General features: G+C 37.0%; 22 protein-coding genes and 2 riboswitches. Of the genes, 4 read left to right on the top strand and 18 right to left on the bottom strand.

Going from position 1 to position 24993, the window contains the following annotated elements:
• Window positions 1-28 precede the first annotated feature (28 nt).
• Window positions 29-607 (top strand): hypothetical protein, encoded by a 579-nt coding sequence (locus NYE52_RS02415; RefSeq protein WP_341191603.1) that lies wholly within the window; start codon window positions 29-31, stop codon window positions 605-607.
• A gap of 137 nt (window positions 608-744) precedes the next feature.
• Here NYE52_RS02415 and NYE52_RS02410 read toward each other — a convergent pair whose 3' ends face one another.
• Window positions 745-2178: an alanine/glycine:cation symporter family protein gene (locus NYE52_RS02410; RefSeq protein ID WP_341191602.1), complete on the bottom strand. Its 1434-nt coding sequence runs from the start codon at window positions 2176-2178 to the stop codon at window positions 745-747.
• A gap of 277 nt (window positions 2179-2455) precedes the next feature.
• Between NYE52_RS02410 and NYE52_RS02405 the strand changes: the two genes are divergently transcribed.
• Together NYE52_RS02405 and NYE52_RS02400 are read left to right on the top strand one after the other, a co-directional pair.
• Window positions 2456-2791 carry a PadR family transcriptional regulator gene (locus NYE52_RS02405; protein ID WP_445669132.1) on the top strand — a complete coding sequence of 112 codons (336 nt, stop codon included), beginning with the start codon at window positions 2456-2458 and terminating at the stop codon, window positions 2789-2791.
• Window positions 2784-3332: a DUF2812 domain-containing protein gene (locus tag NYE52_RS02400; protein ID WP_341191600.1), complete on the top strand. Its 549-nt coding sequence runs from the start codon at window positions 2784-2786 to the stop codon at window positions 3330-3332. The genes NYE52_RS02405 and NYE52_RS02400 overlap by 8 nt, the downstream gene beginning before the upstream one ends.
• 413 nt (window positions 3333-3745) lie before the next feature.
• On the opposite strand, the gene NYE52_RS02395 is transcribed toward NYE52_RS02400, so the two are convergent.
• The 5 genes from NYE52_RS02395 to NYE52_RS02375 all read right to left on the bottom strand — a co-directional run bounded on the left by NYE52_RS02395 (window position 3746) and on the right by NYE52_RS02375 (window position 9997).
• Window positions 3746-4390, bottom strand: a complete 645-nt coding sequence (locus NYE52_RS02395; RefSeq protein ID WP_341191599.1) for an SDR family oxidoreductase — start codon at window positions 4388-4390, stop codon at window positions 3746-3748.
• 129 nt (window positions 4391-4519) lie between these two features.
• The gene (locus tag NYE52_RS02390) at window positions 4520-6211 is read right to left on the bottom strand and encodes a M28 family peptidase (protein WP_341191598.1); all 1692 of its coding nucleotides are present in this window, start codon (window positions 6209-6211) and stop codon (window positions 4520-4522) included.
• A gap of 15 nt (window positions 6212-6226) precedes the next feature.
• Window positions 6227-7663, bottom strand: coding sequence for a YfcC family protein (locus tag NYE52_RS02385; RefSeq protein WP_341191597.1), 1437 nt, complete (start codon window positions 7661-7663; stop codon window positions 6227-6229).
• A 30-nt stretch (window positions 7664-7693) separates the two neighbouring features.
• Window positions 7694-8893, bottom strand: coding sequence for a M20 family metallopeptidase (locus NYE52_RS02380; protein WP_341191596.1), 1200 nt, complete (start codon window positions 8891-8893; stop codon window positions 7694-7696).
• A gap of 201 nt (window positions 8894-9094) precedes the next feature.
• Entirely contained in the window at window positions 9095-9997 is a 903-nt protein-coding gene (locus tag NYE52_RS02375; RefSeq protein ID WP_341191595.1) for a LysR family transcriptional regulator, read from the bottom strand.
• Window positions 9998-10239: 242 nt separating this feature from the next.
• On the opposite strand from NYE52_RS02375, the gene NYE52_RS02370 reads away from it, so the two are divergent.
• The gene (locus tag NYE52_RS02370) at window positions 10240-11427 is read left to right on the top strand and encodes a DUF4317 domain-containing protein (RefSeq protein WP_341191594.1); all 1188 of its coding nucleotides are present in this window, start codon (window positions 10240-10242) and stop codon (window positions 11425-11427) included.
• A gap of 207 nt (window positions 11428-11634) precedes the next feature.
• On the opposite strand, the gene NYE52_RS02365 is transcribed toward NYE52_RS02370, so the two are convergent.
• From NYE52_RS02365 to NYE52_RS02310, 12 genes are all read right to left on the bottom strand, one after another.
• Window positions 11635-12189 carry a DUF6155 family protein gene (locus NYE52_RS02365; RefSeq protein WP_341191593.1) on the bottom strand — a complete coding sequence of 185 codons (555 nt, stop codon included), beginning with the start codon at window positions 12187-12189 and terminating at the stop codon, window positions 11635-11637.
• Between the two features lie 160 nt (window positions 12190-12349).
• Window positions 12350-13162: a PHP domain-containing protein gene (locus NYE52_RS02360; RefSeq protein WP_341191592.1), complete on the bottom strand. Its 813-nt coding sequence runs from the start codon at window positions 13160-13162 to the stop codon at window positions 12350-12352.
• Between the two features lie 12 nt (window positions 13163-13174).
• Window positions 13175-14251 carry an ABC transporter ATP-binding protein gene (locus NYE52_RS02355; protein ID WP_031538988.1) on the bottom strand — a complete coding sequence of 359 codons (1077 nt, stop codon included), beginning with the start codon at window positions 14249-14251 and terminating at the stop codon, window positions 13175-13177.
• Entirely contained in the window at window positions 14238-15968 is a 1731-nt protein-coding gene (locus NYE52_RS02350; RefSeq protein ID WP_341191591.1) for an ABC transporter permease, read from the bottom strand. Before NYE52_RS02350 ends, NYE52_RS02355 begins: the two co-directional genes overlap by 14 nt.
• 27 nt (window positions 15969-15995) lie before the next feature.
• Entirely contained in the window at window positions 15996-17036 is a 1041-nt protein-coding gene (locus NYE52_RS02345; protein WP_341191590.1) for an ABC transporter substrate-binding protein, read from the bottom strand.
• Window positions 17029-17838 carry a 5'/3'-nucleotidase SurE gene (gene surE, locus NYE52_RS02340; RefSeq protein WP_341191589.1) on the bottom strand — a complete coding sequence of 270 codons (810 nt, stop codon included), beginning with the start codon at window positions 17836-17838 and terminating at the stop codon, window positions 17029-17031. Before surE ends, NYE52_RS02345 begins: the two co-directional genes overlap by 8 nt.
• Entirely contained in the window at window positions 17835-18623 is a 789-nt protein-coding gene (locus NYE52_RS02335; RefSeq protein ID WP_341191588.1) for a sugar phosphate isomerase/epimerase family protein, read from the bottom strand. The genes surE and NYE52_RS02335 overlap by 4 nt, the downstream gene beginning before the upstream one ends.
• Before the next feature lie 340 nt (window positions 18624-18963).
• Entirely contained in the window at window positions 18964-20601 is a 1638-nt protein-coding gene (locus NYE52_RS02330) for a pyridoxal phosphate-dependent decarboxylase family protein (RefSeq protein WP_341191587.1), read from the bottom strand.
• Between the two features lie 37 nt (window positions 20602-20638).
• Complete coding sequence (locus NYE52_RS02325) at window positions 20639-22006, bottom strand: sodium-dependent transporter (protein ID WP_341191586.1); 1368 nt, start codon at window positions 22004-22006, stop codon at window positions 20639-20641.
• 124 nt (window positions 22007-22130) lie between these two features.
• Window positions 22131-22215, bottom strand: a riboswitch (cyclic di-GMP riboswitch).
• 98 nt (window positions 22216-22313) lie between these two features.
• A complete protein-coding gene (locus NYE52_RS02320; RefSeq protein WP_341191585.1) occupies window positions 22314-23507 on the bottom strand; it encodes a methyl-accepting chemotaxis protein in 1194 nt (397 codons plus the stop codon).
• Between the two features lie 47 nt (window positions 23508-23554).
• Window positions 23555-24265, bottom strand: coding sequence for a hypothetical protein (locus NYE52_RS02315; RefSeq protein WP_341191584.1), 711 nt, complete (start codon window positions 24263-24265; stop codon window positions 23555-23557).
• Window positions 24266-24325: 60 nt separating this feature from the next.
• The gene (locus tag NYE52_RS02310; protein WP_341191583.1) at window positions 24326-24694 is read right to left on the bottom strand and encodes a hypothetical protein; all 369 of its coding nucleotides are present in this window, start codon (window positions 24692-24694) and stop codon (window positions 24326-24328) included.
• 114 nt (window positions 24695-24808) lie between these two features.
• Window positions 24809-24895: riboswitch (cyclic di-GMP riboswitch) on the bottom strand.
• Window positions 24896-24993: the final 98 nt, after the last annotated feature.

Here is a 24993-nt window from a genome sequence, read left to right as displayed (position 1 = left end):
AATCAAAACTGAATATGGGAGGAAGTATATGCTTTGGATTCTAAGTGCACTTATCCTTATAGGATTTAGCTTCTTTATCTATTCACAGATACAAGACCTACCAGAAAATCAAATGACGGCGAAATGCTTGCCTATGCTGTATGGAATGTCTTCTAGTGTTGCCATCGGTGTCTTATTCGGAACCATTATGCCTAACGAATTAGGAATGGCTACAATGCTTTCTATTATCGTGAGTTTCTCCTTTATTCTTTTACTATTTTTAAAAAGCCCGATGGTTGCCATGATAGAAGCTGGGGCAGCTAGTTTTATGGGAGCCTTAATGGGGGCCATGTTAGGAGTAATGCTTAAAGAAGGAGAAGCAGTCTTAATAATTATTATGGTAGACGCTATTTTTCTGCTAAGTAGTTTCCTTATCTATCATATTGTGAAGAAGTATCAGTCTAGTAAAAGAAGATATACTTCCAATCTTTTAATCGTTTCAGCTACCTTAAGTCTTGGACTTATCCTTCTAACAGGATTTTCTTATATGCTGAAAAATGATGAGTTGCCTATAGAAACGAATGACCATCATCATCAAGGACTAGTAAGGTTTAACCAAGTATTATAATAGATAAACTAACTCCTTATTGACTACGTTTAAGCCTCCTTATTACTACCATAACTTTTCCATCTACTATTTTTCCAAATGAAAAGAAGAAGCCTATCACACGGCTCCTTCTCTTCACTATCAATTATTGAGTTATATTAACTAATTTTCACCTGGCGTTCTTGTTCAAGTTCTTCCCTTTCCCAGCATTCTGTATTTTCAATTCCTAATTCTTTTGGATTAAATACTGGATCTAATCCCTGCTTTCTTTTTCCTTCATAATCCTTTAACACCTTAAATGCAACCTTACTTAAAGCAAAGATAGCTATTAAATTGATTACCGTCATTAACCCCATAAATAAATCAGCTACATTCCAAACCATTCCTAGTTTTGCTACTGCACCGATAATTACAAAAGCAATCGTTGCAAATCGGAATATATTTAACACAGCTTTATTCTTCGTAATAAACTGAATATTTGTTTCCCCATAATAGTAACTCCCTACAATTGAACTGAAAGCAAAAAGTAAAATGGAAACAGCGATAAAGATGTTCGCCCAACTTCCCACTTGAGCGCTTAATGATGCTTGAAGTAGATTGATCCCTTCATATTGACCAGCGTTAAAAATATCTGTCGAAACTAAGATAACAAACGCTGTAGCAGTACAAACAATTATTGTATCCACATAAACACCTAATGTTTGAATAAATCCTTGTTTCGCAGGATGCGATACATGTGCTGTTGCTGCTGCGTTCGGCGCACTCCCCATTCCAGCTTCATTTGAAAACAAACCTCTTCTTACCCCTTGCATTATGGCAACACCAATACCTCCACCAATTGCTTGTTCAAATCCAAAGGCATTTTTTACAATTAAGGCTAGCACTGCTGGTAAGTGTGTAATGTTTGTGATAATGACAAAAAACGCTACAGCAATATAACAAACAGCCATTATTGGTACGATAACACTAGAGAAATTCGCAATACGATGTACCCCACCAAAAATTATTACGCCTGTTACAGCTGCTAATACAATACCAGTAATAGCAGTATTGAAACCAAAGGCTGTTTCAAATGCAGCGGAAATTGTATTACTTTGCACAGAGTTAAAAATTAGGCCAAATGTAAAGGCAATTAAAACAGCAAATATGATACCTAACCATTTTTTATTTAATCCTTTTGTAATGTAATAAGCGGGTCCCCCTCGGAAGGTACCTGGCTTTTCTGGATCCTTTGCTTTATATACTTGAGCCAATGTACTTTCTACAAAGCTTGTTGCTCCGCCTAATAGAGCTACGAGCCACATCCAAAATACTGCACCAGGTCCTCCAACCGTAATTGCAACTGCAACACCCGCTAAGTTTCCAGTTCCAATACGAGTAGCAGAGCCGATACAAAAAGACTTAAAGGCAGAAATCGATTTTTCGCCAGCTGCATTTGCTGGTGTTTTCTCAAAAATGACTCTAATCATTTCTTTTATATAGCGAAACTGAATAAATCCAGTTTTATAAGTAAAGTAAATGCCAATTCCTATCAAGCCATAAATCACTACATACGACCAAAGGATATTATTAAAAAAGTCTACGATGAACATACAAGTTGCCCCTTTTATCGTTATTTTTAGAAAATTCTATAAATAAATACTATTATATAATTTTTAATAAGGCAACATTTTTCTTCAAATTTCGACATTTCAATTTTTACCAGTTGCACCTGAAGCCTCTTTTAAAAAAGCTTTAAGTATATTTTAGTTATTATAATTTTCAATTATTTTATATAGAAATTTTTCTTTTCTTAAGGTATAATCAAATAAACTATATCGCCAAACGATATATCGTCAACGGATATGACATAATTGGGAAGTGATTACTATCTCAGAAAATAATAATTACAATGCCTTATCTGAATCAACCTACTATATCCTACTCTCTCTTCTTACCCCTCAGCATGGATATGGAATTATGCAGGATGTTCAAAAAATGAGTAATGGACGTTTAACATTAGCTCCCGGTACACTTTATGGTGCAATTAAGGCTCTCTTAGAAAAAGGCTGGATAGAATTTTCAAAGGATGAGGATACGGAGAAAAGAAAAAAAGTGTATATCTTAACTAGTGAAGGCCATCAAGTGCTTCAATCTGAAATTGTAAGACTAAAAGAGTTGTATCAAAACGGATTAGTAAGGATGAGAGGCGAAACAAATGATTAAGAAAGTGAAAAAAAATACGTTCAAAAATTTCTTTATCCATATTGAAAAAGAAGAGGCATGGTTAAACCATATGTGCAAAAAAGGCTATGCCCTACAAGAAATTTCTGATGGATACTACGTTTTCGAAGCAAGTACACCAAGCAGGTATATATACCGAATTGAATTTCTTAAACAGGAAGTTTTTCAAAAAGAAAAGGATGAATATGTAGCATTAATGCAGGAGTTAAAAGTAGAGAAAGTTGCCTCCAACAAAAGATGGCATTATTTCAGAAGAGATGCTTCCTTAGGTGAATTTGAAATCTATTCTGATATTGATTCCCAAATAGAGCATTACCAAAGAATTAATTTCATCTGGTATATTCTGGCTTTCATCTTTATTTATTCTGGAATTTCTCAAGTTTTTCTCTTTAGAGACATCCATACTTTTGAAATGATCCTAAATACTGTTTTCGTTATAATAGGAATCTTCTTCCTTATTCTTGGATTTCCACTTACTAAAAAAATTCATGCATTAAAAAAGAGAAAAAATTTGTTTCAATAATTCTTTTAATCGCAAGGATTAGAGAGAGCGTCTACCCTGTTACAGCAAAAGTTTTCGATATATCAGCCAAAACTTTTGCTTTATCAGCCAAACTTCTGTTTTATCAGCCAAACTTCCGCTTTATCAGCCAAACTTCCGCTTTATCAGCCAAACTTCTGTTTTATCAGCCAAACTTCCGCTTTATCAGCCAAACTTCTGTTTTATCAGCCAAACTTCTGTTTTATCAGCCAAAACTTCCGCTTTATCAGCCAAACTTCTGCTTTATCAGCCAAACTTCTGTTTTATCAGCCAAAACTTCCGGGTTATCAGCCAAACTTCTGTTTTATCAGCCAAACTTCCGCTTTATCAGCCAAACTTCTGCTTTATCAGCCAAAACAACCTGCATACCCAGACGCTTCTTCTCTAATTAATCTCTATAATCCCCCCACTGCATCCGCAATCGTCGTTTCACCGGAAACTAAATCAAAGGCTTTATTAAACACGTTTGTTTCCTTTAATGACGCAACTACCGTCTTCGCTACATCCTCTCGCGGAATCATCCCTCTTTCAAGATTCTCCCCAATCGCCACCATGCCTGTTCCAGCTTCATTTAAAAGCCCACCTGGACGAATAATCGTATACGTTAATCCACTTTCCACAAGGATTCGATCTGCATAATGCTTTGCTACATAATATGGCTTTATTTGTTCATTCCAATTCTCTCGATTATGTGCTTGTAACGCGCTAACCATTACAAAACGTTGGACACCAATATTCTTTGTTGCTTCTATCATTTTAACCGCACCATCAAGATCAATTAGCAATGTTTTATCATATCCGGTTTTCCCGCCTGAACCTGCAGTAAAAATGACTGCCTCACAGTCTCGAGCAACACTCTCTAACTGCTCCACTGACCCCTCCAAATTACCCAACACTGCTTCTACTCCACTTTGTTCAAATGCTGTTAACTGCTCTTCCGTTCTAACTAACGCCCTAACAGAATATTCATCGCTCTCTTGCAATAACGATACTACCTGTTTCCCTATTTGCCCATTCGCTCCCACCACTAATACTTTCATAGTAAAAACTCCTTTCCGCTATATTTTCTACTATTATTATTTCATTTGGTCTTTTTCATTTCAAATAAGGCGCTTATAAAAAAAAGGCTTCCACTCGACCATAAGAACGAGTAAAAACCTTGATATCGTTTATTCTAAATATCTTTCTATCTCCACGATTACTTCTTTTATCTCATTTACTATCCGATTTCGTTGTCGTACGAAATGGGTGCTAATAAATAGGAATTCTTCTTGTGTCGAGTTACTCTGATAGACGTCTTTCACCTTAGCTAAGCCAGGATATGGATGAAAAGGATATGTATTATCATAATCATATTTACTAGAATAAGAGAACTTAAGTCTATTCAGTTTTCCGCCAATCGATTTTAAAAGCTTATTATAGGATGTTATATCTGTTCCTTCCATTCCCAATAGCTCTTCCACCTTTATCGAAACCTTTTCAAAGGTTTGATGAATTTTAGTGAAATCGAAAGCTTTATCAGAATGATTGTCTAACTCATTCATAATCTCTTTACTTTTTGCTAAAAAGCGGAGAAGGTTAATTGGCAAGATCGGTACATTTACTAAGTGATTCACTAGCTCTATATGCATCCCTGTATCTCTGACCAATAAATCACTATCTACTTTATCGACAAGATCCTCTTCCGTATGCCACCACCAGTTTCCTCCTGGTGTCTGATATCTTTTTTCTTGATCAAGTGGTTCATACTTTAGCATTAGATGGATAGGTATATTTGTTCCCCAAAAGGATTGATCCGCTCCCCGCGGCAAATAATCCAATCGAGACGGTTCCTTCTTTGTATAATCCCGAATAATATCCGTTAAAAACTCCTCACTTTCCATAGCAGTTGATCTTGGTACAACTTGGACATTTCCTTTTGTACCTGGAAAATCAATATTAATATGTGCTACACACTTCTCATTGATTTCCTCCCAAAATTGATCACAATACCAAGAAGAACCTGCATATCTACCATTTGAGTGTCCTGGCCACCAAGCTATTTTAATGCTTCGCTTACATTGTTGAGTAGAAAATAGCCGTGCTAATTCCAGCATCAAAGAATTAGCTGTTGCATTATCTGTTGCCCCTTTATGCCAGGAATCATAATGTCCGGAAACCAAAATATACTCTTCTAATTCCCCTTGAATAGTAGCGACTGGTAAACTAGTCTTTTTAACAGAATTTCTCATCTCTGTTTTCAATACAACTTCTACAGAATGCTCCTCTTTTATCCATTCGAGCAAATTTACTCCATCCTCGTGTTTTATGCCAACAACAGGAATTTTCGTCAGTTGGTCCACATTTTCCATCGTAGGCGTTCCCCAAATTGTCCCCACCGTTTCTTCATGGAGCGCTTTTTCCTTAGATGGCCATATATGAATTAGACCAATTGCTCCTGCACTTTCTATTTTCTTCACATAATCCTCATAATAGTTCCAGCTGATAATAATTTTATTTTTCATATTTTCATAACGCTCAATTGGTCCTCTAATCCCGCTTGATTTTTCACTAAAGAAATCATAAAGAAGCTTTCCTTTTACCCCTTGTGGGAGATTGGCGCCAAACGATCTTGTTTTTGCACGAATAGCTAGTTTCATAGGTGCTGTTACGAACACTTCTCCATGGATAGGATCACTAAAGTACCCATCGAATTGGTAACGATCATATGGAATATAATGCTGCTGCAAATTTTCTACTATATAATCTACCGCTCTCTCAGCCTCTTCCTCTCCCGTTAAACGTTCATATGCAGAAAGCTCCTTAACATGTCGGTTTAAAAGATTTTTATTAATTAATTCAATAAGCTGGGATTTCAACATTTCTCATCCCCTTAATTAGTAGTGAATAACATCTGCGATGATAACAAAAACTCCGCCAATAACAAGCCATATCAACAATAATGGCCAAAAGAACTTCACCCATTCTTGGTATTTTATTTTAGAAACTGCTAAACTACCCATTAACATTGCAGAGGTAGGCAGGATACAATTAGATAACCCATCTCCTAGCTGATAGGCTAATACAGCCGTTTGTCTAGTAACGTCAATTAAATCAGCCAACGGAACCATAATCGGCATAGTTGTTGCAGCTAACCCTGTTCCAGAAGTAATAAAGACATTCATAATTGTTTGAAAGAAATACATGCCAAGAACCTGAATGTAACTTGGTAAATGGTCAACCATTATCGCTAGCCCATTAACAACGGAATCAATAACATGCCCTTGCTCTAACACAATTACAATCCCTTTTGCCAATCCAACGATAAAGGCACCAAAAGTGATATCTTTTGCACCTATTACAAATTCACTTGCTATTTTGCTAGGTCCAAACTTGGATAAGAAACCTACTATAACACCTAAAGCTAAGAAAAATGCGGCCAATTCCTGCATCCACCAACCCTTTTCAGAAACTCCCCAAATGAGTAGACCAAAACCAGCTAGTACAGCAATGATGGTTAAATAATGACTTACTTTCATGGATGGTAAGGAAGACATGTCCACATTTTTATGTCCTTCTTCTTTTTCAAGTTGGACAACAATGCTCAAGGATGGATCTTTTTTCACCTTTTTTGCATAACGAATAATATAATAACTAGTAGCAATTAGCAGGACAACTAAAATAATGGCACGTAGCCACATTCCTGAAAACATTGGAATTTCAGCAATCGACTGGGCAATCCCTACATTAAAAGGATTTAGTAACCCTGCTGTAAAACCTGTCGCAGCACCTAACATAACCATAGCTGTTCCGGTTAACGCATCATATCCTAACGCTCTTGCAATCGCGATTCCAATCGGTACAAACGCCATTACCTCTGCTGACATCCCAATTGTAAATCCACCGAATGAAAACAGGGTCAAGAAAATTGGAATGATAACCAGGCCACGGTTCATAAAGGTTTTTCCGACTCTTCCAGCGACTGCTTCAATTGTTCCTGTAGAATTGATAATTTGGAAAACACCACCAACAATAAAGATAAAAAAGACTGTATCGCTTGCACTTACTAAACCTTGTACAACTGCTAAAGGCAAATTAAATAGACTAATAGGATTCTGTTCAACATGATGGTAGGAATCCTGTACAACCACTGTATTTCCTGAGTTTACATCTTCCACACGATCAAATTCCCCTGCAGGAAGTATGTAAGTAAGAACAGCAGCAAATAAAACCATACATAAAATGATGACAAATGTATGTGGCATTCGAAGTTTCTTTGCCTTTGAATTTGTTATTGGAGATACCACATTGGAGGCTAGTTTATTTGTTTTCAACCTATTCACCCTTTACTTTTTATTCATCTATTATTTCACTTGCTGTTTGCTTTTCTTCCATTCCTCAAACTCATTACGAATAGCTTGGAGGGATTGTCCGTTCGTACAAATATCAAATACCGTTAGCGCTAATGCTTTTGCAGCTTTATTTAATCCTCTCATTCCTTCTTCTGAACTGGCAGCCTCCACAAACTCTGGTGTATGTGTATTGGCTGAATCCGTAATTTTAATATAAGGATGAATCGTCGCTGTTACTTGGCCAACGTTGCCAATATCAGAGGAACCGATTCCACCTTTTTTAGGAGGGTCACACACGTCTTCATCCAAGAGCTCTAAATTATCTTTGAATAAATGGGCAAGCGCGTGATTATTATTTCTTTCCGCATAAATAAGTCCCTCTTCAATTTCTAGAGCAGCACCTACAGCCTCTGCTGAATATCGAGCTGCAGCATAGACCTTCTCTCGAACAAGTTCCAACTGTTCTACATTTTCTGCCCTTAGTAAAAATTCTGCTTCACAATAAGCTGGCACAACATTTGTAGCCTCCCCACCCTTTGTGATGATTCCGTGAATTCTCACATCATCCTTAAAGAACTGACGTAAGGAATTAACTGCGACAAACGTATGGATTACAGCGTCCAACGCACTGATTCCCTGTTCAGGACTAGCAGCAGCATGAGCTGCCTTGCCATAATATTTAAATGTTGCATCTACACAAGCCAATCCTCCCCGCAAAACCATCGATTTCTTATGGGGATGACACATCATAGCAACATCCACTTGATCAAAAACACCTTGTTCCACCATAATAATTTTTCCGCCACCTAACTCTTCAGCAGGTGTTCCAAGCACAACAATTTTCCCTTTCAAATTTGGAATGGTCTCTTTTAGTGCTATTGCAGCACCTACAGCAGAGGTTCCGATAATATTATGCCCACAACCATGCCCTAATCCTGCCAGGGCATCATATTCTGCAAGTAACGCAATCGTTGGACCATCAGAAGTCCCTTCCCAAGTTGCCCTAAAGGACGTTTCTAATGTCGCAATTCCTTTTTCTATGACAAATCCTGCTTTTTCAAGCGGTTCTGTCAACCAGTTCATCGCTTTATGCTCGTGAAAACTCACTTCTGGATTCTGATGAATCTTTAACGCTAATTCACGTAATTGTTTATCCAACGCATCTATCTTATCGATAAGCGCTTGTTTTTCTTCAACTCTTTCTAAATACATAAATATACAACCTCCGAAATATTCTGAACAATTATAAGTATATCCCTCATTGTAATAGCCCTATTAAAATATGTAAAATCAAGCTTTTTTTCACTATCTATAAAATTTTTTTATAGATACCAGAAATCCATCTATAAATATAAATTTATAATTATACAATTACACACACAAAAAAAGAGAATCATAAAATCATTCTCCTTTTTATCTCCTCTCTTCTTCCGCTTTTTTCATATATCGAACAAACTCAGCTACTGTTGCAAGGCGCATCGATGCCTCTCGATAATACACCCACGTTCTTCTTTTCATTTCCTGACCGTTTTTAAAAACAAGAGGAGCATAATATAAATTGTCCGCCTTCTTCAGAAAAACATTAGGGATAATTGCATAACCAAGCCCCTTTTTCACCATTTCCTTACATGTTTCATAGCTATCTACTTGCATCGTTACTAAAGGTGGATCGATAAACCTTTGATTCCACCAATATTCGATGCTTTGTTCGTAAGGATTATAAGGACTTGTCTTATATTTTAGAAGTACTTTAGGCTCTTTTCTATTGATCATCGACATTTGGGGCAGTTTATCCACATCAATCGGTTCATTCGCAATAATACAGACATTTTCTTCACTTAGAAGATATTTAGCATCCGACCAATTATAATCTCCTCTTACAATCGCTACATCAATTTGCCCATCCACTAATAAATCCATCATTTCCGTACTAAATCCAGTATCCACATTCAATTCCACTTTGGGAAACATTTTTATATAATCCTTTAATATAGAAGGCAAATTGTATAAGCCAAAATGACTATTCACCCCAATTTTCAAGCTTCCAATCAGTTCATTTTCCATATTCAGCAGAAATTCTTTCGTCTTGCGTAAATCAATAAGAATTCTGTTCGCATATTCCACTAAATGTTCACCAGCTGACGTCAGTCTTATATTTTTTCCATTCTTAGAAAGGATTTCAACCTGAAATTCCTTTTCAAGTTGCCGTATACGATATGTCAAGGCAGGCTGCGTCATAAATAGATGTTCTGCTGCTTTCGTTATATTTTGCTCCTTTTGTAAGTAGATGAGCAGCAAGCAATCCTTCTCATTCATTTCGTTTCCCCACCTGTTTCTTAGATTATCTTCTATTTAAGCACACAGGAATCATATTGACTAGACCTCTTTCTCACCGTTAAAACAAACTTGTTTTCCCAAAGCTCTATTTTCTTTCTTATAATAGAGAAACTAAATATGATAAAATGGATAAATGACTAAAATGAGTGTGAATATATATAGCTAAAGCTTAACAAAGCATCCATCACTTACTTTCAAAGTAACTTAGGAGTGTACTTAGAATGAACAAAAAAGATATAGCAAACATTCGAAAACAATTCAAAATGAACAACGATTTACTTAGAATTACAGACATGTTTAATGTCTATGTCATGAAGGAATCGAGTGATATATTCCATTATCAAAGCCAACCCTTTGGTATGCTTGACCAAGATCAACAAGAGTTATTTTTACATAATTTCAAAAAATTACTTGCCGGCAATTTAGATGAAAAGCTCTTTGAATTAAGATTTCAAAGGGATGCAGAAAATAATAGCCAGCTTATCTTACATAAAGGACTACTTAGCTCTGAAGTAGAAGATTGGAAAGAGCAAATGCTACAGATTGTGGACAAGATGCTTAACAGCAGACAATATGATAAAGATATTGTCATCACCTTCATTCGCGGAGAATATTTAAAGCCGAAGAAACGTCGCAGTGAAGAGTCTGAGGAAAGTGACCGAGATACGGTTTTCTCCCATCCTTTCATTTTATGCAGCATCAACAACACACAAGAGCCGAAAAAAGAATTGCTTTTTGATTATGTAGAGAAAGAATTTAAATACAATATTGTTGTTGATCCCATTATAAATCTTAATGCACCGATGGGCGGATTTCTTTTCCCTAGCTTCTCAGATAATGCCGCAGATGTTAACCATATTCTCTATGCGGCAGGCAAGATTCATGAACCAGATTACCAATTTATCGAAGAAGTGCTCAACGGCGAAGAAATGATGACTGCTCAAGATGATAAAATTGTATTTGAAGAAATTATTAAAGATGTCACCGGTGATCAATTAAGCACCTCTACTCTTTCCAATGTGTATGAGGAAATTAATCGGATGATTGTGGAAAATGAAGAGGAAGAAGTTCCAAAACTGGACTCCAAGGATGTCGAGAAGGTCTTGAAAATGAGTGGTGTGGAGGATATCAGTCCAGAAAAGGTTGAATTTGCCTTCAAAAAGATTATTGATGATGATAAGTATGAGTTAAAAGCAAGTAATATTTTGCCAAAATTCACATCAAAGTCGATTAAGATCAGCACCAAAATCGCCAATATCGCCATCAGTCCACCAGATTTACGATATGTGAAACAAATCGAATTTAGCGGAAAACGCTACTTGATGATTGAGGTCGAGGAAGATACCGTCATCGAAGGATTTACGATGATTCCCGAAGCTTTTGGCGGCGGGAGTCCCGAAGAAGAATAGTTAAAAGAAGAGGTTTCTCCTTGCTTTAAACGACGAAGAAACCTCTTTTCTATTACTTTCCACAGCTTCGTAAGCCTTCCAGTTCTGTGCAAACAAAACTAAATACTTCTGAAGTCTATAAAGCATAATAATGGAACCTATGTAAACAGACATCATCCTCAAGATTAAAAATGCCCCTTAATAATAATGATTTACCATGATTCTATTTTATTCATCATCTTCATCCTCTTCCAACCAATCTAAAGAATAATAAATAGCACAAATATCATCATGATATCCCCATCCAATTCCATCTGTTTCACTGACAATCAAATAAAGACGATCTTTAAAAATGTTGTAAAATTCCTCGCTCTTATTGCATTCATTCACTACTTTGTTATACATTGAAACCATACTATTATAGAATTTTCCCTCTATATCACCGTATGTATTGGTAAATTTTGTTCCAGTTTCAACATAGTAAAGCATCAAATCTATTGTTTTACCGTCATCAGAGGAAAGTTTCTTAAAATTTGAAATTGCATCTCTTGCAACTCCCAATCGCATTTTCGCAAAACCACGATTTGGAAAGAATTCATTCTCTACTATTTTTTTTGTTTTTTCATATAAATCTTTAATTGCTTCTTCTCCTTTAAACCTACTAGATAAGTAGTGCTGGACATCTTTATTGACCTTATACACATCTGAAATTAACTGAATTAGTTCTTTTTGTTCCAAAGTCTTAAGTTCTTTTTTTAATTCATTTAGTTTTAATAATGCCATTTGTCCACCGTACCTTTTCTTTAAATTATTGCAAATGCAAATAAATTCCCCAAAAGTATTCTACCTAAAAACGTAAAAAAGCTTTACTTTTATTTAAAGCAAAGCTTCACCAAAATGCAATTAAATTTTTCTATAAACAACACTATAATTTATTTTGATGTTAAGGAACCATATCATCAAACCGCACTAGAATCTGAGGATCTTCTATCTCCACACTCCCAATCGGAAACGGATTCCGCGATTCTGGTCCATGAAAATCACTTCCTCCAGAAATCAGGAGATTCCTTTCTACCGCTAATCCCCTCCAATATTCTTGGTCCTCCTTAGAATGTTTGGAGTGATAGACTTCGATTCCATCCAATCCAGAATCGATTAAGTGCTGAACATTAAATTTATGCTTATAAATTCCAGGATGAGCAAGAAAGGCAAGACCACCAGCCTCATGGATTAGCTTAATGGCGTCCACTGCGGAAAAGTTTCCTCTTTCTACAAATCCTGTTTTCCCTTTTTTTAAAAGTTCCTCATACGCCTGTTTACTGCTGTGAAAGTATCCAGCTTCCACTAACTCATCTGCAATATGTGTTCTAACAAGAACTCCCTTCCCTACACGTGCAAGACAATTCTCAAAAGAAATATTAAAACCAAGCATCTTCAATTTCGCTACAATTCTTTTCCCCCATTGCAACCGATCCTCCACTCTCCAAGAGACATGTTCTCTTAAGCTTGGATTCTCTGGATCAAAGTTGTAGCCTAAAATATGCAGCTCTCCTAAAGGACCATCTGTATTCAATTCAATCCCAGGAATAATTTTCAAGCTATTATTTCTATAGAATAGAGCCTCTTCATAACCCGCCAATACATCATGATCGGTAATCGAAATGATTTTTAGCCCCTTTTTTATACTATCTTCTACTATCTCTCGAGGATTCCAGGAACCATCTGAGTATTCAGAATGAATATGCAAATCAATCATCCTATTTCCTCCCTACCTGCTACCTACTAAAACAGCTTTTTGGGCTGTGCCAGTATATATTTTTAATGAAACAGAGTCACCTGGTAGGAATCTTTTTTCAAAAACAGAAGCATAAACATTAATCATCTCTTCACCAGACTGAATGCTGTAATGGATTTCATTCCCTTGAAATTGGGCAAATTGAACAATTCCAGTCATCTGATTCTGATCCACCTCGCCAAGCTTCCATTGCTCCGGGCGAACAGGATAAAGATTTTGAGCTTTTATTTCCTTTGCTATGCCAATATCTGTCCAAGAAACAGCAGGAAAATCAGCTGGAATAAATTTATCCTCATTCACCCACTCCCCTTTTATTAGATTGCCTTTCCCAACAAAAGTGGACACAAATACGGACTGCGGAGTATTATAAATACTTTCAGGTGTACCTATCTGCTCTATCTTCCCATGGTTCATTACAACAATTCTATCGGCCATCGCCAATGCTTCCCCTTGATCATGAGTAACATAGATAATTGTTGTACCCATTTTTCGGTGAATCGCGCCAATCTCTCTTCTCATTTCCATTCGAAGTTCTGCATCAAGCGCACTTAACGGCTCATCCATCAAGAGAAGAGACGGCTTTGGAACGATTGCCCGTGCTAGTGCAACACGTTGTTTTTGTCCACCGGAAAGTTCAGCAGGATAACGATCTTTCAAATGAGAAAGTCCTACCATTTCTAATGCTTCAGAGACCCTTTTTTCCTGCTCCTCCTTCGCATTTGTTTTGCCAAATCGATGATGCTTTAGGGGAAATCGAATATGCTCTTCTACTGTCATATGCGGCCATAATGCAAAAGATTGAAATACCATACTAATATTCCTTTTTTCAGGTGGGACAAGTTTACTGGAGCTTGCTGCTATTTCATCGTCTATGGAAATTGTTCCTTCTGTTGGTTTCATGAATCCTGCCAAAAGCCGTAGCAATGTAGTCTTCCCACATCCAGAAGGACCAAGTATAGCGATAAATTCTCCGTTTAATAGCTCCAAATCAATATTCTCAAGAGCCGTATAATTTCCATAATTCTTTTTTAACCCATCAATTCGAATCACTCTTCATCACCCTCTTCTTCCATATTTTTTCGAAAAGAACAAACAAAATCCCCATTGTTAATACTGCTGTTACAATCAATGTTGAAAATGCTGTGGAATAAGTGGAGTATCCAGCTTGCTCAAAACTAAAGATGACAACACCAATCGTTTCAGAGCCGCTTGACCATAAAAGACTTGAAACCGTAAGCTCCGTTAGAGCAGTCAAAAACACAAGAGCAGCCCCGCTTAATACTCCAGGCATAAGTAGTGGAAAAAGGATACTTTTCCATTTAACATACGCCCTTGCTCCTGAAGTTCTTGCTGCTTCCTCCATAGAAGGATCAATTTGCGAAAAGGCAGTCAGGCTTCCTCTCATTTGTAGAACCGTAAATCTAGTTATATAAGCAATCAATAAAATCCATATCGTTCCATAGACTCCTGGTTGCACACCTGGTAATGGCTGAAGCCACATTAAAATAATCGCCAAGGCAAATACCGTTCCTGGCAAAGCATACGGAATAGTAACAATGATTTCCGAAGCCTTCACAAAAAAGGATGGCTTTTTAAAGCGAATATAGGCAATCACTGTTCCAATAACCATACAGATTAACATAGTAGCAAGTGCTAGGGTTACGCTATTCCCTATCGCTGAACCGGTTTTAGCATCTTCAAATAGCAGATATCGGTAATTTTTCAAAGAAAGATTTTCCCACGAAAGCGATAATCCATATGCCCTGATAAAGGAGGTAGAAGCCATAACAATCAACGGCACAAGGGTTGTGAGCAACAAGAAAATCCATAGCGCTGACTCCGCAACGTTCCTCCACCCCCGCGTGAGATAATATCTTGGCTCTGTATCTCTTGCAGTTGTTTCACTTACATTACTTTTTCTAATAATCGCCCATTGCACCACTGTACCAATTAACGCGATCACGCCAAGAATAACGGAAAGTACAGCGGCTCTGGAAAAGGCAGATGGTCCATATCCAATTATTTGTTCATAAATATAAGTACTTAATACACGAATATTTGCTGGAATACCAAGAAAAGCAGGAATGCCAAAGTTATCAATATTAGATAGAAAAGCAAGAATACCACCACTAGCAATCCCTGGCAGCGCCATTGGAAGGATAACTTTTCGAAATACAACTCCACCAGACGCTCCGGAAGTGCTGGCAGCATATTTCAGCTCTCTTGGAATACGACGAAATACCTCCACACTCATCAAATACACAAGGGGATAATGAGAAAGCCCAAGTACAAAAATAATTCCTCCCATACTGTACAAATTAACAGATTCATTAAATAGAAACTGGATGGGACCATTTCCTCCAAAAAACTGAACCCAAGCAAGTGTTGAGATATAGGAGGGGATTAAAAACGGTAAAAAGATAAGCAATTGCAGCCATTTTTTTGCCCGGATATTCATATAAGCCATTGTAAAGGCAAGCCCTACTCCTATAACTAAGGAAAGTACTGTACTGGAAATCGTAATAATAATGGTATTTTGAATCGTCCTCCAGGTTGCTTTTTCTAATAGTACTTCCTGATAAAGCATGAGACCAACTTCTTCTCCATTGGAAACACTCAGCCAAACAAGACGACAAACAGGAAGCAAAAATACAAAGATAAGCAACAGAAAGCCGGGAACGCCCCACCAATTACGGGTAAAATAAGAAAAGGAGAACGGAGATAAAGCTTCCGTTTTCCTTTCTGAACTCTGAACATGTGAGTTCATTCTGTCCACTCCTTCTTAAAAAGTGTTCTATTCGCTGATAACTGTTTCAAATTCTTTTTTATCAGCATCTCTTGTCTTATACAATTCCTGCACATCTGCCGAAAGGACCTTTATTTCATCAATTGTTTTTAGTCCTTCAGGAGCTTCTATCCCTTTACGAATTGGAGTATAGCCAAGCTCTGCAGCAAGCTTTTGACCATCTTCTGAAAGAACGAAATCAACAAAAGCCTTTGCTGCTTCTACATTTTGTGCGTCCTTCATGATTCCAATTGGTTCCGTAATAACTGGCACACCCTCTTCTGGATAAATGAGCTCAACTGGAGATCCCTCTGCTTTAGCACGTGTAACGAGATAGTCAACAATCATTCCATAGTCCTTTTCTCCGCCGGCAACACCTTTAAGTACATCGCCATTCCCCTTTGTTACTGTTACATCGTTTGCAGCAATATTTTTATAAAAATCCCAGCCAAATGTATCTTGACGTGTAAACACACCTAAATTATAAGCAGCAGCACCAGAGTATAACGGACTTGGCATAATAATTTTTCCTTTTACCTCTTTAGAAGTCAGCGCATTCCAACTCGTAGGCATTTCTTTAACATTTTCCGTATTTACTACTAAGCCTGTAGCCATAACCTTTGTTCCAAAGTAAGTATGGTCTGGATCAATAAGCTCTGAAGGGATTTCAGTAGCTTCTTCTGTTTCATATGCTTGAAGCATATCTTCTTCCTTTAAGCTTTCAAATGTTACTGCATCCGCAACCAACAGTACATCAGCCTGAATCTTTCCAGCCATTTTTTCTGCTTTAATTTTTGAGATTACTTCTTCTGTACCAGAGCGGAAGGTTTCTACCTTTACATCAGGATATTTAGCTTGAAATCCTTCTACCAATTTGGCCGCATCTGCATCCGGCTGAGAAGTATAAAAATGGAGAGATCCCTCTACCTTCGCCTCTGTATTATTCGTATCTTCTGAAGCATTACTTGTCTCACTGCTTTCCTTACTACCGCAGCCTGCAGCAAAAGCCATCAATATTCCAAACATTAATACAAGCATCCATTTACGCATAATCTATTTCCTCCTCATCTGTACTAGCAAAATTTAAATGGGAAAACCATCGTTCAATTTGTTCTTGTTTTCTTTTATGAAACGTCCTAAACTCAATCGGTGATACAGTGACAAACCCTGTTCTTAGTAAAAGAAAGTCACTATCCTCCTCAAAATCTTTCATATTATGTAGCTGATCCTTTAACCAATAGTAAACTTGTCCATGGGGGTCGTTTAAACCGACATAGGAATAGCGAGCAACCTTCATATCAAGTGGAACAATACGGACTCCCTTACACATCTCCCTTGATAAATAAGGTAAATTTACATTCAAGAAAATCCCCTTTGGAATCTTGTTCTGCAAAAGCACCTCCATAATAGGATAAAATAGCCTTTTTACTTTTTCATAATTAATGTCCATGTCAGAAAAGGCATTTAATGATACTGCCACAGCAGGAATGCCGTAAAGTAATCCTTCTATAGCCCCAGCCATTGTTCCTGAGTAATAAAGGTCACGACCTAGATTTGGTCCAAGATTTATTCCGGAAATAACAAAGTCAGGCTGCTGCTTCATTAGTACTTCAATCCCCAGCTTCACACAATCTGCTGGTGTTCCATTAACTGCCCAACAACCTTTTACACCAGGAAAAAGGGGAAGCGGCTTTGCCTTTAAAGGCACTCTCAACGTAATCGAATGACTGACTGCGCTTCTTTCCTGATCTGGACAGACCACATATACATCAGCAAAATGCTGCAACACTTCAACCAACGCCTGAAGACCAGGAGCAAAAATGCCATCATCGTTTGTCACTAGAATCTTCATTGAGGCACCTCCTTCTGCATTGCCAGGCTTTTTAAATAGTGAAGATTATGCTTCCACCAATTTAGATTTTCCGATGCATCGAAACCTTCGACCACTACGGGGAGAGATGTGATAGCAAAAAACTCTCTCAGCATATTACGATCTAGTATGCCAGTACCAAGGGGAACATGTAGCTGACTTTCGGTATTATCACTAACATGAATTTTGTCCACATTTATTAAGTCGGCAAAGGCACGCTCGGGAGCTCCCTCCGAAATATGAGCAACATCAAAGGTTGTTTTCAGTTCCGGTATAAAGCTTGCAATCAATCGATTCATCGTATCAGGGCTTGTCACAAATTCCTTTGCTTTTACCTCCATTAATTCTATGCTAAGGGTTTTCTTATACTGCTTCGCTGTTTCTATTAAAGTAAAAATAGATTCCATCATTAAAGTCTCATATATTTCCTGTTTCATCTGGGGAAGAGTCAGCCTCCCTGGGTGGAATGTAATAGAGTCTGCACCTATCTCATCTGCTAGCTTAATGGAATGTTGAATTTGCCTTACAGAGCTTTCTCTTATTTCTTTTTCTATAGAGCAAATGTTCAAGTCCCAGCTTGCGGCATGCATAGTCAGGTTGATAGACTGATCTCGATTCGCTTTACGGATTTTTTCTGGGTTTGTCCCGTGAAACCAGACCTGTTCCGCCCAAATCTCCAGTCCTGATAGTTCGCTCTGTTTGGCAAGCTGTACCACTTCGTCTACCGGATAAGCCCAAGCTAACGTTGAAGCAAAATGCATAACCATCCCTCACTCCTTTTAATAGAAATTAGTATCAATATGGTTTCTTCTACTAATTAAATTTTAGAAAATAAATATAAAGCTACTTTGGGGAGTAATGTAAAGTTATTATTAACAAGTTTCAGAATGTTTTTAGAGGGATACTTGATTTATCAACATGAAAGAGATTTTTTGTAAAGGGAGAGTAAATATTTTACATTCCCTTAAAATTCACCACTATTTATGAGAATGATTTTTTTTAGCATTTTTTTAATCTAGATATTTACAGCGAAAAAAATCCCCCTGCTATGGCAGGAGGATTTAAATTTTACTTTATAATGCTGGAATCACGTTTCTATTCCCTTTTTTAATGAAAAACCACTGTTTTTGTTTTCTGGAAAAAGACGAGATGCTCTTTTAAAAATTCAACATAACGATCTACCTCTTCCATCGTTGAATAAGGAGAGATTGTGAAAAACTTATGTGCATATATAGATACTCGCTTATTGGAATCGGCTGCTTCTACAAGACGCTGTTTTTTTGTATTTCCAAAGAAGACGGTATCTCGTTCAGCACCAATTATTTCGGCAAACTCGTCATTAAATTGATTAATTTCATTTATTTCTTCCACTGTTAAAAGTCCACCTGATTCATCCTTCCATTTAGAAGTTTCAGGATAAAAGCGGAATGTTGTAATCGGCGAAACTTCATTCGTAATTGCCACATTTGAAATTTCCCTTGTTAACGTCTCTCTAAATTTCATATTAACGCGAAGATAGTTGGCTAGAAGCTTTTGATACCCTTCTATCCCAAATGCTAATAAAGATGCATAAATGGAAAGAGCACTTCCCATTCGCGAACATTCTAATGTGTAGCCTGTATGATAACTTCCATAACCACGATTCCCAACATACGGAGTTTCCTCTTCGTCTAAATCAACATACTTCAGATTCTCTCTATTTTTAATTAAAAATAAACTCGTAATATACGGAGTTTGACCTAGCTTATGAAAATCAAAGACCATACTATCTGCAAGCTTGATCTGCTTAAACTTCTGCTGATAGGATTTCAATACTACCTTAACATTGTCTTCCAATTGAAGTGGGTTATTATCAAAGTCGTACGCATTAAAGAAGGTGTACATTCCTCCCATTGCTGAGTCGGCATGAATATAGATGGGGCTTAGACCATGCTTGCGCTCTAGCTCTTCCGCTAGATGCTTCATGGCCTCTATATCATCAATCCCAAATGTATCAGTTGTTCCCATTGTTGCAAGTATATAAAGTGGAACACCGCCTTTTGAAATTACCTGCTCCATTTTTTCTTTTAAATCTTGGAGATTCATAGAATGATCCTGATTCACCTTCACACGAATCATGTTTTCTACCCCAAGCCCCGATGCTTCTACAGATTTATACAAGCTGTAGTGGGATAACTCTGAACAGAAGCAATAAAGATTTTTCGGAATCCCCTTTTGATTAGAGGAAGGTGCATAACGGGCAATTGCAAGGCGTAAAGAATTAAACACCGCTCCTTGTCCTCCCCAAGTTGTATATCCAGCACTTAGGTTTTCATCATAGCCAATTAGCTTGGACAGCATACTTGTTATTTCTACCTCCGCTGTAGCGGCCGCCGGACCTTCTACATCCCAAAGGTTGTTCCCATTGACAAGCACCATCACTAAATTCCCAATGATACTAGCAATATTCGGAAGGGGCGCCGCATTGGCTACATAGTTTCGATTTACATATCGATGTCCTTCCACTAATTTTAGAAGCTTCTGCATCACTTCCTCCATGGATACACCCGTTTTCGGAACATCTGCCTTTTCAATAACACGATTATAGTAGTCCTCTGTGTATTCTGGCATTTCTCCTAGCGTTAGTTTGTTAGGATCCTTTAATTCATCTATTTTCGTTAAAATGGTTTTAAAGTAGGACAATAATTCCTCTCTTTGAAAGTTGTTCCCGTCCATGCTTGGGAACAATTGTTGTATTTCCTTCATTATTTAACCTCCGTGATGTTCTTGCTAGAAGTAGCTTTTATTTAAACAAAGCTATAATCCAATCTGATAATCCTGCCGCATCTAAGAAAACGACAATAATCGCAATGGGAACGATGTACTTCAACAGAAAATAACAAATGGAAAAGAATGTGTATCTTACATTCGATCCTTGCTTTAATTCCGCAAATAAATCTTCTCTTGGAATTTTTCGCGATACAAAAATCGCGATTAATAAGGCACCTAATGGCATTAAAATATTACTAACCGTGTAATCCATCAAATCAAAAATAGTCTTATTAAAAAGATGGACATCTGCAAGTACACCATAAGATAGACAGGATGGAACACCAACAATAAAAATCAGCATCCCAATTATCCATGTACTTTTCTTCCGTTTACTTGCATCATTTTTCGTAACTGCTGATACTATAATTTCAATCATAGAGAATGCTGAAGTGAAAGCGGCAAATAAGAATAATAGTAAAAATGCCAAGAAGAAAAGCATCCCAAAAGGCATATGGGCAAACACTGCAGGTAAAACCGAGAATATTAAAACCGGCCCTGCATTCGGTTCCATGCCAAAGGAGAAAACACCTGGAAAAATAGCTAATCCTGCTAATAAAGCTATAACAATATTTAAGATAATAATAGAAATAGCTGATTGAGGTAGATTTTGTGTTTTAGGTAAATAAGAAGCATATGTAAGCATAACCGAAACACCTAAAGATAATGTGAAAAATGCCTGCCCAAGGGCAAATAGGATACTCTCAGATGTCAGCTTTGAAAAATCTGGTACAAGTAAAAATTTCACACCCTCCATTGCTCCATCCAAGCTTAAAGAACGAATCACTAATATTAAAAACAAAAGCAATAACGCTGGCATCATGACTTTACTTGCTAACTCAATCCCTTTTTGAATCCCTTGAGCAACGACAAGGATTGTGACAAGCATAAATACAAGCTGTGCCGCAATAGTCGGATATGGGTTAGAAATAATGTCGCCAAAAAGCTCTCCATATTGATCCTGAGTCAATCCAGCTAATCCACCGCTCAAAAGCTTCACAATGTATAAAATAATCCAGCCACCAACAACGCTATAAAATGATAGCAGTAAAAAGCTTGTAAAAACACCGAGTTTCCCGATAAAGTTCCACTTTGGATTTAATGCTAGCTTGCCATATGTTTGAACCGGATTACTTTGTCCCATTCTCCCAATCATAAATTCTCCTAATAATAAGGGCATTCCCAATACTAATGTAAAAACTAAAAATAATAAGAGAAAGGCTCCGCCGCCACCTGTTCCAGCAACATAAGGGAATTTCCATATAGCTCCTAATCCTATCGCTGATCCAGCTGCCGCTAAAACAAATCCTATTTTTGATCTCCATTGCTCTTGTTGTGCCATTTCTACTCCCTTTCCTTTTGAATACTATCCTTCTGCTACGATAGACAAATCCAAATAAAAAAAGTCCACACCAAGGAGGACGTAAAAAAGCAATATATTGCTTGATTAGTAACTATCCAACCTTTTCGGAAACCCGGCTACCATAGAAGTACTTCTTTAGGCCCGCAGCTTTGCGTCCTCATCTTTCAATGAGTTTGCTATTTTCGAAGGAATATTACAAAATACTTTATTAAAATAAATTATTTCTATTAATCTACAAATGAAAGCTTCTCACAAGTTTAATCACCTATGAGAAGCAGTTTCCAACTTAACTGGCTACACTACTCTTACCTTCAATTTGTTGACCCACTTCTGTTTCAACACCCTGATTCCACGTCGAAAGTAGTTTGTCTACATCATTTTTCAATTCCAAAAGATTCTCCGCTTCCTGAACTAGTTTTTGAATCGTTTGTAGCTCTCCATCACTAATCCCGATTAATTCCTCAAACATTTCAACAGATTCTCGCGAAATAGCCGCTATCTGAACAATCGTTGTCATGATTTGTTGAGAAGCCGAGGATAATTCTTCTGTGCTCGCAGAAGAATTTTCATTATTTTCAGCAATGACCTTTGTAGTAGAGAGAATTTGTTCGAACATCGTACCAACTTCTAAAATATTCGTGTTCGTGTCTTTAAACTCTTCTGTACCTTGCTGCATTGAATTCACAACTATCCCTGTTTCCTCTTGAATATTTCTTACAATATTTGATACTTCAGAAGATGATTGACGAGACTGTTCAGCCAGTTTTCGCACCTCATCTGCTACGACTGCAAAACCTTTACCATGTTCCCCCGCACGAGCTGCTTCTATCGCTGCATTCAATGCCAATAAGTTAATTTGCTCAGATATTCCGGTAATTACTTTTACAATTGTACCAATTTCTTGAGACTTTTCTCCAAGCTTATTAATGGCATGAAAGGTTGTATTGATTGTTTGGTTAAACTGCTCCATTTTTTCTAATGAATCCTTTAACTTCACATTTCCTTCTTGTGTCAATTCTAAAGTCGTATTAGACTGTTCGGAAATTTGATTAGATCTTATTGATAAATCTTCAATAGCCTGAGCCATTTCTTCCATCGATAGGGCGCTTTCCTCTGTTGCTACTAATTGTTTTTGTAATCCTCTACCTACCTCATCAATTGCTGCTCGGACAATATCAGCTTTCTCCATGGCATTTTCACCAATTCCAGCTAGATTTTCTCCTTTTGTATGGACATTTTTTGAAAAAGAAAAAAACTTTTCCCTTACTTGATCTAAAAACGCAATTAGTTCATTAAATGTAATATGATAAGAGCTTGTCCCATCTACTTTGCCACTTCTATTTCCTGCAGCTATTTCTTTCATCCCGTTTATTATTTCTTTGTTAATAGATGGATGATGTTTCAGCGAAAAATATCGGTAAGCAAAATACACTGTTGTCACCAATAAGATAACAATAATAGCTAATAATATAGCCTCCATAATAAATAACTCTCCTATTTATAAAATTTAATTTGACTGCTAAAAGTTTAAAGCTCTTTAATAATTATATAAGTGCCGTCAGCAATCGTTGTAGGAATATCTTTTAATCTACTATTCTCTTGATATTTATGAACAATATAATTTCCTTCTACATCTTTATATTTTTCCATCTCGAAATATTTCTCCATCACACGTATAGATTTTGGATTTGTCGCTTCTGCTAAAACAGCCTTCAATCCTTGTGAAGAGGCTTTCGTTATTAGTGTGCTTCCTAATTGCTTAATAACATCATGACGTTCCTGTTCGGCAGTTACACCTAACATGAATAAATGCAATATTTCTCCATCCTTTAGCTCACTTCCATTTCGTTCTTTATAATCTGCTAGGAAACGCTTATCTACATCTTCTAAAACATGTAGAATAACATTCATATCAGAAAAAGAACCTTCAAACACATCTTCTCCAATAATCTCTGGCGCATTTATATCTCCAGCTAGTACACCAACAATCTGTTGATTACTATCTAAAGCGACTGCACAATACCCTTGCTCCACAGTAGATTCGATATACTCTTTCGTAAACTGATAAAAATCTTCATAACCTATATTTAATAGACCTACCATCGGCTCTTGAACTAATTTCCCCGCTACATGCAATCCTATAAATGAGCTTGCAAGACAGTCAGCTGCCTTTTCAATCAAAGCCGTTTGTTCTTTTGATAGAATTTCACATGTATATAATGTTTGCACTTGTTGCACTTGATAACGCCTCCCTTTTCATTAAAATATATCTCTCTTTAAAATAAGCTATGCCTACCCTTACATAGAATGAGATACACGATCAATAATTTTACCTGTGAACTCAATTCTTTCTAGGGCATTTCTAATTTGAACTTGGGCAATTTTAGAAGAAGGTTTCACAACAAGGACATCCTTAAATCCTAAGCTAGAGTAAAATTGCATCGTTTGTTCCAATTGTGGCACAACTTTTGATGGGACTGGTGTTTGGTGAGTAGCATCCACAACAAAGGTATAATCTCGTCTTGATACTTTATTAATCGTCTCTTGCAAATCTACCATATATTCCTCTACGTCTTCCTCTCTCATCAATCCATGGACCTGAACATGAATTTCTTTCGAGCTTTCATTAATCGCCATTTTATACTTCTTTTTGTCTACTACAATCATCTCTATTCTCCTTTTCCATTAATCCATATTTTCATCTTTTTTCAAAAGAGTTCAAAATAAATAAAGCTATCCCAGGAATAGACAGGGATAGCCAAATAATCATTAGGGGATATTTCTGGCAACCCGACTATCATTATCCTAGAGGATTTTAGACTCGTAGCTTTGCGTCCTTACCTTTCGATAAGTTTGCCTTTTTCAATTTTAGAAAAAATAGGACTAATATCACGAACACATTTTACTATACTATTATAAAGAACTGGTCATTTTTTGTCGATAGCTGTATTTTTTTCTTTTGCATT

Origin of the sequence: Niallia sp. FSL W8-0635, from assembly GCF_038007965.1 — a bacterium.
GTDB lineage: Bacteria > Bacillota > Bacilli > Bacillales > Cytobacillaceae > Niallia.
The sequence above is the reverse complement of the archived record's forward strand: the minus strand, read 5'-3'. Positions and strand labels throughout refer to the sequence as shown.

Coding starts and splice junctions, on each gene's coding strand:
- NYE52_RS02350 (WP_341191591.1), bottom strand. CDS start 15,968: ATGAACTCACATGTTCAGAGTTCAGAAAGGAAAACGGAAGCTTTATCT.
- NYE52_RS02310 (WP_341191583.1), bottom strand. CDS start 24,694: ATGATTGTAGTAGACAAAAAGAAGTATAAAATGGCGATTAATGAAAGC.
- NYE52_RS02365 (WP_341191593.1), bottom strand. CDS start 12,189: ATGGCATTATTAAAACTAAATGAATTAAAAAAAGAACTTAAGACTTTG.
- NYE52_RS02320 (WP_341191585.1), bottom strand. CDS start 23,507: ATGGAGGCTATATTATTAGCTATTATTGTTATCTTATTGGTGACAACA.
- NYE52_RS02360 (WP_341191592.1), bottom strand. CDS start 13,162: ATGATTGATTTGCATATTCATTCTGAATACTCAGATGGTTCCTGGAAT.
- NYE52_RS02335 (WP_341191588.1), bottom strand. CDS start 18,623: ATGGTTATGCATTTTGCTTCAACGTTAGCTTGGGCTTATCCGGTAGAC.
- NYE52_RS02380 (WP_341191596.1), bottom strand. CDS start 8,893: ATGTATTTAGAAAGAGTTGAAGAAAAACAAGCGCTTATCGATAAGATA.
- NYE52_RS02345 (WP_341191590.1), bottom strand. CDS start 17,036: ATGCGTAAATGGATGCTTGTATTAATGTTTGGAATATTGATGGCTTTT.
- NYE52_RS02325 (WP_341191586.1), bottom strand. CDS start 22,006: ATGGCACAACAAGAGCAATGGAGATCAAAAATAGGATTTGTTTTAGCG.
- NYE52_RS02390 (WP_341191598.1), bottom strand. CDS start 6,211: ATGTTGAAATCCCAGCTTATTGAATTAATTAATAAAAATCTTTTAAAC.
- surE (WP_341191589.1), bottom strand. CDS start 17,838: ATGAAGATTCTAGTGACAAACGATGATGGCATTTTTGCTCCTGGTCTT.
- NYE52_RS02330 (WP_341191587.1), bottom strand. CDS start 20,601: ATGAAGGAAATACAACAATTGTTCCCAAGCATGGACGGGAACAACTTT.
- NYE52_RS02400 (WP_341191600.1), top strand. CDS start 2,784: ATGATTAAGAAAGTGAAAAAAAATACGTTCAAAAATTTCTTTATCCAT.
- NYE52_RS02370 (WP_341191594.1), top strand. CDS start 10,240: ATGAACAAAAAAGATATAGCAAACATTCGAAAACAATTCAAAATGAAC.
- NYE52_RS02395 (WP_341191599.1), bottom strand. CDS start 4,390: ATGAAAGTATTAGTGGTGGGAGCGAATGGGCAAATAGGGAAACAGGTA.
- NYE52_RS02415 (WP_341191603.1), top strand. CDS start 29: ATGCTTTGGATTCTAAGTGCACTTATCCTTATAGGATTTAGCTTCTTT.
- NYE52_RS02410 (WP_341191602.1), bottom strand. CDS start 2,178: ATGTTCATCGTAGACTTTTTTAATAATATCCTTTGGTCGTATGTAGTG.
- NYE52_RS02375 (WP_341191595.1), bottom strand. CDS start 9,997: ATGAATGAGAAGGATTGCTTGCTGCTCATCTACTTACAAAAGGAGCAA.